This window comes from bacterium (genome assembly GCA_030647555.1).
Classification (GTDB): domain Bacteria; phylum Patescibacteriota; class Andersenbacteria; order UBA10190; family CAIZMI01; genus CAIZMI01.
On record JAUSJG010000020.1, the window covers coordinates 1 to 10,305 of the forward strand.

Consider the following 10,305-nt stretch of genomic DNA (forward strand, 5'->3'; position numbering starts at 1 on the left):
TTATTTCTCTCTGGTTTTTAACCTGTTCCGTGCCCAAAAACCCTATTACGCGGAAGCAACTTCCGTGTAATTGACTTATTTCACGGAAGATGATAGAATGTAGTTGTGGTGAATATTCCCCGTTTTTATCAGGATTTAGGCAAATATATTGCGCCGAATAAGGCCCTGATTATTTATGGTCCGCGTCGTGTTGGTAAAACCACCTTGCTAAATCAATATCTGAAGCAAAGCGGACTCAAATACAAGTTAGATTCCGGGGACAATATAAAAGTGGCGGAAACGCTTTCTTCCCGCAATTTTGATCTGCTAAAAGAGTATGCTTCCGGTTACGAATTAATCGCGATTGACGAAGCGCAAAAAATTCCCAATGTCGGAATGGGCTTGAAGATATTGGTCGATCAAATCCCCGGCATCAAAATTATTGCTACCGGCTCGTCTTCGTTTGAACTTTCCGGACAAGTTGGCGAACCGTTGACGGGTAGAAAAAACACATTGACGTTATTTCCAATTTCTCAAGTGGAGCTTGGAAAGCTTAACAATCATTTTGAATTAAAAGAAAAATTGGCCGAACGGCTGGTTTTTGGTTCTTATCCCGAAGTGATAACAGCAAATACGAAGGAGGAACGAACGGCAAAACTGGAAGAGTTGGCGCACTCATATTTATTAAAAGACATTTTGGAAATGGAAAAAATCAAAGGTTCCAAGGTACTTTTGGATCTGTTGCGGTTAATTGCGTTTCAGATCGGTAATGAGGTGTCTTTAGCGGAAATAGGTTCGCAAATCGGCATCGACAGTAAAACGGTTGCGCGTTATTTGGATCTGTTGGAAAAATCTTTTGTTTTGTACAACTTGCGCGGTTTTAGCAAAAATCTAAGGAAAGAAATCACAAAGAAAAGCAAATATTACTTTTATGACAACGGCATCCGAAACGCCATTATCTCCAATTTTAACGATCTTTCCTCTCGCGACGACGTTGGTGCGCTTTGGGAAAATTTTATGGTGATTGAGAGGATAAAAAGAAATGCTTACGGGAAAGTTTATGCCAATAATTATTTTTGGCGCACTTGGGAAGGACAAGAAGTTGATTTTGTCGAAGAACGCGACGGAAAACTTTTTGGTTATGAATTTAAATGGAGCGAAAAAAGCAAAAACAATAACGGAAAAAGCTGGCTTAATGCTTACAAAGAAGCGTCATTTGAAGTTGTGAACCCAAAAAATTATTTGGATTTCGTTTTGCTTTGATTAAATTATCGTGCTTTAATATAATTATTATGAACACCAACATCAAACAACAATTCACAACGGTTACAACCTTCTCAAAAATCGTGGCGGGGATATTATTTATCGCTATGCCATTTATTGGGTTTTATTTGGGGATGCAATACAGCAAGGGAATGAACTCAATTGCGGAAATACCAAAACCACAGCCGGCGGTGTGCACCCAAGAAGCAAAAATATGTTCGGATGGTTCAAGTGTCGGTCGAACGGGGCCAAATTGTGAATTTGCGGCGTGTCCTGCGGCGTCAGATCAAGTCGCGGGCTGGAAGACGTATAGCAACACTGCATATGGATTTGAGTTTAAATATCCAGAAAATTGGGTCTCCAGTATTAGTGATGACGGCATATTATTAACTTCTCCAGAACATATCGAACAAAATAAAGAATATAATAGACAATCGCCACCTTTGTTCGATTTTTCAGCTGGACATTTGTCTTCTATTGATTGGTTTCTTGAAAATGCTAAATGGTTAACTGGAAAAGACTTTACCAACTTGAAGAATTTTTTAAAGGATGCTTACGGTAACGTTGCAGAAATAAATATAGATGGGAAAAACGCTTATGCGACTATTGTTTCAACATCAAGAAATGATTATTATGTATATATCGAAACAGGTAAAAACACGTATATTCTTTTATCTATACCCGACATTAGGCAATCATCGACTTTTGAATTAGATCCTAAAGATCCTATAATTACGACTGAAGCAAAAAAAATAATGTCCACTTTTAAATTTACAAAGTAGTCAAAAATTGTGATAGGGAGGCAGTTTTGATTTCCCGTCTTTTTCCCGTAAACTTGGACTATGACTGAAACAAAACTAGATCTGCTTGCGATTGGTGACACGACCACGGATGTTTTTATGGGGCTCAAAGACGCTTCTGTGATAAAACAGCCGGAAAAGCGTGGAGATAAATTGTGCTTGCGATTTGGGGATAAGATTGCCGTTGAGAGTGTTCAGGAAATTGAGGGCGTGGGGAACGCGGCCAATGTTGCCGTTGGTGCTTCGCGGTTGGGTCTAAAAACCGGAATTTGGACGATTTTGGGAAACGATGATGATGGACAGCGGATTGTCTCAAATGTGTTTGAAAAGGAAGGTGTGCTTTCTGAAAACGTTATTTTTGATCAAAAAGAACGAACTAATTATTCATTAGTTCTAACTTATAACGCAGAACGGACAATCTTGAGTTATCACGCACCGCGTGTTTACGAATGGCCTCAAAATATGCCCGAAGCCAAATGGGTTTATTTCACAAGTTTGGGGCAGAACTGGGAAAAAATTATTCCTGACTTCCTTAATTACGTGCAACAGATTGGTTGTAAAGTGGCGTTTAATCCCGGTTCGATGCAGTTACGATCAAAACCGGAAGATTTGAAAAATGTTTTATCGGTTACGGATACGCTTTTTGTAAATCGTGAAGAAGCCGAAAAAATATGCGGTTGCAAAACGGATTCGATGAAAGAGTTATTGATTAAAACAAAAGAAACGGGGCCGAAAAACGTGGTAATAACTGATGGGGTAAATGGGGCGCATGCCTTATTGAACGAAGTTTATTGGACGATGCCGGTTTTGCCGACAACCGTTCTTGAGCGAACAGGTTGCGGTGATAGTTTTGCGACGGGGTTTTTGGCGGCACTAATCTTCGGAAAAAGCGACGATGAGGCGCTTTTGTGGGGAGCGGAAAATGCTTCTTCCGTAATTAGTTATGTTGGTTCGCGCGCGGGGTTGCTTAAGCGTGATGTGCTTTTGCAAAATCTTGAGAAGCAGACAATTAAGGCGCAAAAGATATGAGTATTTTTAGTGAATTGTTTGGTGGTCGTAGGGGCGGACGTCCTCGTCCGCCCGAGGGAGCACAGGGACGTGCTCCCCTACATACTGACGATATTGTTTTGCAAAAACGGGCGGATGTTTACGATATTATCGCCATCGGCGATTCTACAACTGACGTATTTTTGGAACTAGCTGATGCTGATGTTGTGTGCAACGAAAAGGAAAAGGATTGTCTGCTTTGTTTCGACTATGCAGGAAAAGTTCCAGTGAGTAAAGCAACGGAAATTGATGCAGTGGGGAATGCGGCGAATAACGCAATTGGGTCGGCCCGATTGGGACTCAAAGCCGGTATTTGGACGATGCTTGGTAAAGATACAAATGGCCGGCAGGCACTGGATGTTTTTCGTGCTGAAAAAGTAGAAACGGAATTAATCGAAGAAGATCAAAACAAAGGCACAAATTATTCGGTGGTATTAAATTTTCAGGCGGAGCGTTCAATTTTGGTTTATCACAATGATCGTGACTATAATTTCCCGGAGTTGCCAAAAGCTGATTGGGTTTATTTGACCAGCATGGGGCACGGGTGGGAAAAAATTACGGCGGACTTGCTTGATTACGTTGAAAAATCTGGTGCCAAACTGGCTTTTAATCCTGGTACGCACCAACTTAATTCGGGACTGGAAACAATGAAACCGCTACTCGCTAAATCGGAATTTTTTATTCTCAACGTAGAGGAGGCGCAGAAAATTTTGAACAGCAAGGATGATGTAAAAACACTGCTACAAAAGCTGGCGGCACTTGGACCCAAAAATGTTGTAGTGACGGACGGCCAAAATGGTGCCTACGCTTGGCAGAGTGGACAAATGTGGCAAGTGTCTATTTTCCCCGATCTTGGTCCTGTTGTAGAGCGTACCGGTTGTGGTGACAGTTATGCTACGGCGACGGTTGCCGCGCTTCATTATGGTGAGCCACTTCAAGAGGCATTAAGATGGGGCGCGGCCAATGCGCGTATGGTGGTGCAATATATTGGAGCGAGAGAAGGACTACAAACAAAAGCACAAATACAAAAGACTATTCAGGAATTTTCTGATATCCAACCTAAGTTGATTTAGGGAGTTCTAAATTTGAAATTTACAATTTGAAATTTGAAATCAATTTTTAATATCTAAATTTGAAATACAAACGCGTTTTTCAAATTAAACTATTACGATATTTCTTGTCGGCCATAGCTTTAGCGACGGCTGACAAATTGATTAAAAATTTCAAATTTCAAATTAAAAATTACGTCTGGTTCTTCGGCAACTTCGTCACCACAATATCCTGTAGAGTCTTTTCCAGGTCTGTTGGCACGACTGGCCCCAGCGCCACCAATACAAAGTGTCCCGCAAGAGTCCCGTTTAATTTACTGCGTAGAATTTCACGATCTTCTTTACTGATTCGTCCCGGGAAAATCAATGCTTCCATTGTTCCTTTTTGGCGTTCAAATACCAAAACAACTGGTGTGTTTTCTCCGGCGCGTTCGGTCATTTCTTGCAAAACTATTGGTAAGTCATCCGGTTTGGCGCCACTGTCTTCAAAGTCTTTTTGCAATATGACCGACCAAAGAATATTTTCTGACAATTCATGTAGGCGGGCGAGGCTACGTCCCATCAAACGAAGTTCCGGAAGTTTATGGGTCTTGAATAGATTACGGGTAACCGTTTGGCGATCAGCTTCTTGTTCTAGGAGTTCCGAGGCGATAGAAAATGTACGCGGTGCGGTATTGGGGGACTGGAAGGAGCGTGTTCCCGCCAGAATGCCGGCAAATAATACAGTAGCCACCTCCGGAGTGATAATGTTTACACCACCCAAAGTGTTAATCAATTCGTAGACTACTTCGGTAACCGTGCTCGCGGTGGCAGTGACTAAATTGACGGTCCCAAAAAAATCATTGGCCGTGCCATGGTCAATGTTAAGAATGGGTGTTTCGTAGAAATATGGGGCGTGTTCCGTGAATGGTTTTCCAAGTGCGCTTAATTCCGGTGTGCCAACCGTGATGATTAGTTTCCATGGGTATAAGCCACTCTGGGCCACGGGTGTTGGGTCGGAAAAAGTACGGCCACGTTCCGGGGTAATCACAAAACGCAGGGAATTTTCCACTTGTTTCCAGGTGATGTTGGCCGGGCGAATACCATTTAGCGGTAAATCAATTACCAGGTCGGTAGTTTTTTCGAGATAGTCTTGGACTTGAGAGGTGCCGGGTAAAAATTGCAATGATTGCGGAACATGGGAAGCGGAAATCATTTTTACTTGTTTACCCATTTTTTCCAGCGCCATTGAAAGGCCAACCATCGCGCAAAATGTGTCGGCAGTATTTTTTTCGGGTACCAAGATTAAGATTTCCCGCTCTTTGGCGAGCAGTTCGGTAGCTTGGTCAAGTGCGGTAAGTTCCATACCCAGTATATCAACTCGCCATAATAAGCGATTTCAATCGCTTATTACTGGAGGATTTTATTAAATAAGGTTGAGTCATAATTTCTCTTAGCTGGTGAATAAATTGTAGGTGGTTGGTGAATGGCGGGTTGTATTACTGGGTATAGGACACTCCAATATAACTTGCGGATTTGATTTATGCAAGGGAGCTTTCATTGGGGTGTGGGGAGTAGGGGAGGGTAGTTTTCTTTTTACCTTTTCAATTATTATAGTATACTATATAGTATTAATGAGTCGTTGTTTTTTGAGCCACAGTACAAAGGAGAGTTTTTATGGCCGTTCATGAAAATCTTACGGAAGAGTTGCAAGCTATCGATGCCGAACTGACCATATTGGAAGAAGTTGTTGGTATTGATAATCAGGAGGAAGCGATTGCCGAAGCTGTGCGGCGACTCAGGACTGATTCCGAGCATTTCACCCTTGTGAATGAGTTGCGCATCTTGCTGGGCGCTGTTTCCGATGCTGATGCGTTGCGACAGGCAATAAATCACGCCAAGGACTTAAACACTCGCGCCAGCGTCAAGGCAAGTGTGTACCAAGAAGCACAAAGGGGTTCTGTCGGTTATTAGTCTTGGTGGACCAGCCCCCCCCCCTCGGATTTTCCGAGGGATTTTTTATTTTCTTTAATGTAAATTTGTGAGTGCAAACTCACAAATAAATCATAATGATAATAACCCCTCGAAGCTCCGCGCAACGCGCGGAGCGAAGTGGGGTGGCTTTTTACCCAGTACCCTGACCCCTGTTTCCCTGCCTGCCCCGCGTAGCTCCGCAGAGCGAAGTGGGGTACCCTTAAGAAATGGAAATATTACATTCAATAGTTTTGGGAATCGTTCAGGGGTTAACAGAGTTTTTACCAATCAGCAGTGATGGTCACTTGGTTTTGGTGCGACATTTATTACACTGGAATGACGAAGGAGTTCTCTTTGATGCGACACTACATTTGGGAACATTTTTTGCGGTGCTATATTTTTATCGCGCCACTTGGTGGCGGTTGGTGAAAACTATTTTTCGGCGTGGCACAAGAAACGATGAAATTTTGTTGGGTCTTTTGATTCTGGCGACGATTCCAGGTGCGTTGCTTGGTTTTTTCGCGAAAGATTTATTGGAAGTATATTTTCGCGGTTTAGTAATCACGGGTTTTGGTTTTCTGTTTACCGCTGTGATGCTTTATTTTGCGGACAAAAATCTGGCAAATAAACGCAAGGTGCGAAGTGGGCGTTTAACAGTTCCGCAAACAATTGGCGTTGGGTTACTGCAGGCGGTTGCTTTGCTACCCGGTGTTTCGCGTTCCGGCTCAACAATCGCGGGTGGTGTGTTTAGTAATTTGAGTCGGGAAAAAGCGGTCGAGTTTTCTTTTTTAATGGCAATGCCGATTACCGGTGGCGCGGGTTTTCTCGCGTTGCTAAAAGATTTTGGCGGTGGCGGAGGCGCATTTTGGCCACTTTTCGTAGGTTTTGTAGTTTCGTTCTTGGTTGGACTCTGGGCAATTAAATTCTTGATTCGGTATGTGGCGACGAAAGATTCTTTCAAACCATTTATCGTTTATCTAATGGTAGTGGCGGCGTTGTCTTTCGTGGTGGCGATATTTTGACCAGGGTCCGACCTTGGACAGGCCTGTCCAAGGTCGGACCCTGATTGGTTGTTCGATTATTATTTTGTTAGTAGAATTTTATGAAAGATATTACTCATTCCGCTCAAGAAACCGTTGCCTTCGGCAAAAAAATCGCCACACAATTAAAACCCGGTGATCTGTTTTTGTTAAAAGGGGATTTGGGTGCGGGCAAGACAACTTTTGTACAAGGTATCGCCGAAGGATTAAATGCCACAAAAAGTCCCAACTCGCCATCATTCACGATTCTGCAGGAATACAATTTTCCCGGTGGAATTTTTCGCCATCTGGATTTATATCGTTTGGACAATCCTGAAATTGATGTGGACACACTGGGTCTGCCCGAATTACTGACCGACGAGCAAGCCATTACGGTCGTCGAGTGGCCGGAAAGACTGAAGCAAATGTGGAAAAGAAAGGGAAGGACGATAGAAGTAAATTTTTCATATGGAAAGAAAGAGGGAGAAAGAGAAGTAAGCGTAGAATTGTAAAAAACAAAAATTTACCCACCCGCCGAATGTGGTCAGCTTTAGTGCGTACGGCGCAGGGCTGTACTGTTTTCTTTTTGGTAGGTTTCGCGGGCTGGCGACGTGATCGAAACTACAATAAAGCCATTGAATTAAGTCAAAAATTATGGTAAAATCAATGCATGAAACCAACAAGAAGAGAGAAACAAATTTTTTGGGATTATAATTTTGAGACTATTGATTTAAAAAATCCAAAAGTTATGACTTGGTTTTTGAGCAGAAAAATTAAATTTGGCGATTTTTCCAGGATAACAAAAAAAGATTTAAAAAAGTATTTGCCAAAATTAGAAATAAGTCATTCTTTTAAGCAATTATTAAGAAATTATTTAAAGGCAGGCAAATAAATGAAAAAAATCGAATTAACCCAATTGCAAAAAGATGTTCTTTTGTATATTGGTAAAAGTGATTTTGGAAAGAACTTTTATTGGACTGGCGGTACTTTACTTTCTTATTTTTATTTGTCTCACAGATTTTCAGTTGATTTAGATTTTTTTTCTGAAGATTTATTCAGAGATATTGATTATGCGATATTTATAAATGAATTAAGAAAAGAAATTAAAGCAGACAAAATTACTTCTTCAATACAACAAAACAGAAGGCTTTATTTTATAGAAAAAGGTAAAGATAATGTAAAATTAGAATTCGTGTTTTTTCCATTTCCCAAAACAGCAAAAAGATTAGAGGTTAAAGAATTTTTCGTAAAAGCTGATTCGCTTTTAGACATTATGATAAATAAAGTCCATTCGGCTTATGAAAGAAACGAAGTTAAAGATGTTTATGATTTGTATTGGTATTTAAAAGACAAGCCTAAGTATGGTTTAAAAGAATTAATAAATTTTGTTGAAAAAAGATTTGGCGTAGCAATTGAGCCAACTTTGCTTTTAGAAAAAATAAATAAACTTTGCGATGACTTTGAAAAATTAATGCCACTTTTAATAAATTCAGAGAAAGATATTGCTAAAAAAGTCAGGAGTTTTTTTCAGAACGAATTCAATAAAACATTAAAAATAAAATAATTCAAATTAAAACTTATCCGCAGGTTGAAAGTTGTGGGGGGGGGGATTAATGGTAGAATTAAAAGGTAGTAAGATATTAATGAATGGTGACAAATAAATGACTAAACAAATCGACAACAATAAAAATTTATCCTATTCGGTAAATCAGAATACGAGAGAGAGAGAGAGAGAGAGTAAACTCGGATTGTAAGGGTTTTCGCTCTTGGATTGCCAAGACCGTTGCAGTTTTATTCTGCGTCGGTTTTTTGTTTTTAGCCACAGTTGACAAAGCTCAAGCCACAAGTTGGCTGACGGGCTGGAATTGCAGAAAAATGATCACTATAGATCAAAGTAATGTAGATGCGGATCTTACGGACTTTCCGTTATTAGTAAAAATCACAAGTGACTCAGACATAAGCACAGCACTATCAAATGGTTATGATATCAGATTCACTAGTTCGGATGGCTCAACACTGCTTAAGTACGAACGCGAATCTTGGTCAGGCGGAGGAGGAACAGCTGTCACAGCAGTAATTTGGGTTAAAGTCCCAGCAATTTCAGGAACCACCAACACAGACATATATATGTACTATGGCAAAGCAGATGCCACCGATGGCCAAGATGTCACTAATGTTTGGGATTCAAGCTTTAAAGGCGTGTGGCATTTTAAGGAAACAACTGGGGTCAACAATGCCGATTCAACAAGCAATGTAAACACAGGAACTCCAACAAATGGCCCAGTTCAAGCCACAGGAAAAATTGACGGCTCGTTGCAATTTGATGGGGTGAATGATTCTGTTGCCATATCTTCTTTGGCAAAAGGTCAGATGAATATAATGGCATCTGTTTGGGTAAAACCTGCAAGATTAGAAATGGGTCATTATAATACTGTGTTTTGGGAAAGCACTAATGTTAGTAATGTGTTTGCTCGACTCGTTATGTGGATTTATAACGATGGTATTGTCGAATTTGGTGGGAGAATTCAAGACGATGGTGGTTTTCAGTTTAGAGATTCAGTACCAAAATTACCTATCAATACATGGTCACACATTGTGGGTGTATGGAATGGTTCAAGTGGAGATATATCAATATTTATCAACGGGACTCAGGTATCGACGACAGGCACAGGTGTTGCTGGTCAGATAGCAAATACAAATCCCGCAGGAGTTGAAATTGGAGATGATTTTCAAGGCGATAACATGGGTGGTATAATCGATGAACCCCGCATCTCCTCCATCGCCCGCTCTGCCGAATGGATCAAATTTGAATACAACAATATGAACGCCTCCAACAACGAACTCACTCTTGCCAGCCAAGATATTGTTGGGCTTGTCGTCCCTACCATCGCAACCCCAACTGCTCAATCAAGTTCATCCATTCGCTGGAACTTCACAGATAACGCCACCACAGAAACAGGGTTTAAACTCTATGACTCAGCAAACAATTTAATATCCACAAACGCCACAGCAGATCTCTCATACATAGAAGAAACAGGTTTGTCACCTAACACTCAATATTCAGGTAGATACGTAAAAGCCTACAACGCCTACGGCGAAAGCGCTTCATCGGCTGTGGCAGAATCAGTTTATACAATAACAGAACCCTCTTCTACTGCTTCCTCCACTTCCACCTCTCCCGTCACTTCAATAAAA

The 10,305-nt window shown here is 41.1% G+C and carries 11 protein-coding genes; 10 read left to right on the plus strand and 1 reads right to left on the minus strand.

Going from position 1 to position 10,305, the window contains the following annotated elements; all coding sequences use genetic code 11:
• Window positions 1-105 precede the first annotated feature (105 nt).
• The 4 genes from Q7S57_04560 to Q7S57_04575 are packed head-to-tail and all read left to right on the plus strand — an operon-like array spanning window position 106 to window position 4,162.
• Window positions 106-1,242, plus strand: a complete 1,137-nt coding sequence (locus Q7S57_04560) for an ATP-binding protein (GenBank protein MDO8512520.1) — start codon at window positions 106-108, stop codon at window positions 1,240-1,242.
• 29 nt (window positions 1,243-1,271) lie between these two features.
• Window positions 1,272-2,024, plus strand: a complete 753-nt coding sequence (locus Q7S57_04565; protein ID MDO8512521.1) for a hypothetical protein — start codon at window positions 1,272-1,274, stop codon at window positions 2,022-2,024.
• Between the two features lie 60 nt (window positions 2,025-2,084).
• Window positions 2,085-3,071, plus strand: coding sequence for a carbohydrate kinase family protein (locus Q7S57_04570; GenBank protein ID MDO8512522.1), 987 nt, complete (start codon window positions 2,085-2,087; stop codon window positions 3,069-3,071).
• Window positions 3,068-4,162 carry a carbohydrate kinase family protein gene (locus Q7S57_04575; protein MDO8512523.1) on the plus strand — a complete coding sequence of 365 codons (1,095 nt, stop codon included), beginning with the start codon at window positions 3,068-3,070 and terminating at the stop codon, window positions 4,160-4,162. Before Q7S57_04570 ends, Q7S57_04575 begins: the two co-directional genes overlap by 4 nt.
• 169 nt (window positions 4,163-4,331) lie before the next feature.
• On the opposite strand, the gene Q7S57_04580 is transcribed toward Q7S57_04575, so the two are convergent.
• Window positions 4,332-5,483 (minus strand): hypothetical protein, encoded by a 1,152-nt coding sequence (locus tag Q7S57_04580; GenBank protein ID MDO8512524.1) that lies wholly within the window; start codon window positions 5,481-5,483, stop codon window positions 4,332-4,334.
• A gap of 311 nt (window positions 5,484-5,794) precedes the next feature.
• Between Q7S57_04580 and Q7S57_04585 the strand changes: the two genes are divergently transcribed.
• From Q7S57_04585 to Q7S57_04610, 6 genes are all read left to right on the plus strand, one after another.
• Window positions 5,795-6,091, plus strand: coding sequence for a hypothetical protein (locus tag Q7S57_04585; GenBank protein ID MDO8512525.1), 297 nt, complete (start codon window positions 5,795-5,797; stop codon window positions 6,089-6,091).
• A 227-nt stretch (window positions 6,092-6,318) separates the two neighbouring features.
• On the plus strand, window positions 6,319-7,113 hold the full coding sequence (locus tag Q7S57_04590; protein MDO8512526.1) for an undecaprenyl-diphosphate phosphatase: 795 nt from the start codon (window positions 6,319-6,321) through the stop codon (window positions 7,111-7,113).
• A gap of 80 nt (window positions 7,114-7,193) precedes the next feature.
• Window positions 7,194-7,622, plus strand: coding sequence for a tRNA (adenosine(37)-N6)-threonylcarbamoyltransferase complex ATPase subunit type 1 TsaE (gene tsaE / locus Q7S57_04595; protein MDO8512527.1), 429 nt, complete (start codon window positions 7,194-7,196; stop codon window positions 7,620-7,622).
• A gap of 158 nt (window positions 7,623-7,780) precedes the next feature.
• A complete protein-coding gene (locus Q7S57_04600) occupies window positions 7,781-8,002 on the plus strand; it encodes a hypothetical protein (GenBank protein ID MDO8512528.1) in 222 nt (73 codons plus the stop codon).
• Window positions 8,003-8,674 (plus strand): nucleotidyl transferase AbiEii/AbiGii toxin family protein, encoded by a 672-nt coding sequence (locus Q7S57_04605; protein MDO8512529.1) that lies wholly within the window; start codon window positions 8,003-8,005, stop codon window positions 8,672-8,674.
• A 311-nt stretch (window positions 8,675-8,985) separates the two neighbouring features.
• Window positions 8,986-10,305: DUF2341 domain-containing protein (locus Q7S57_04610; GenBank protein MDO8512530.1), on the plus strand; the 1,320-nt coding region annotated here is incomplete at its 3' end.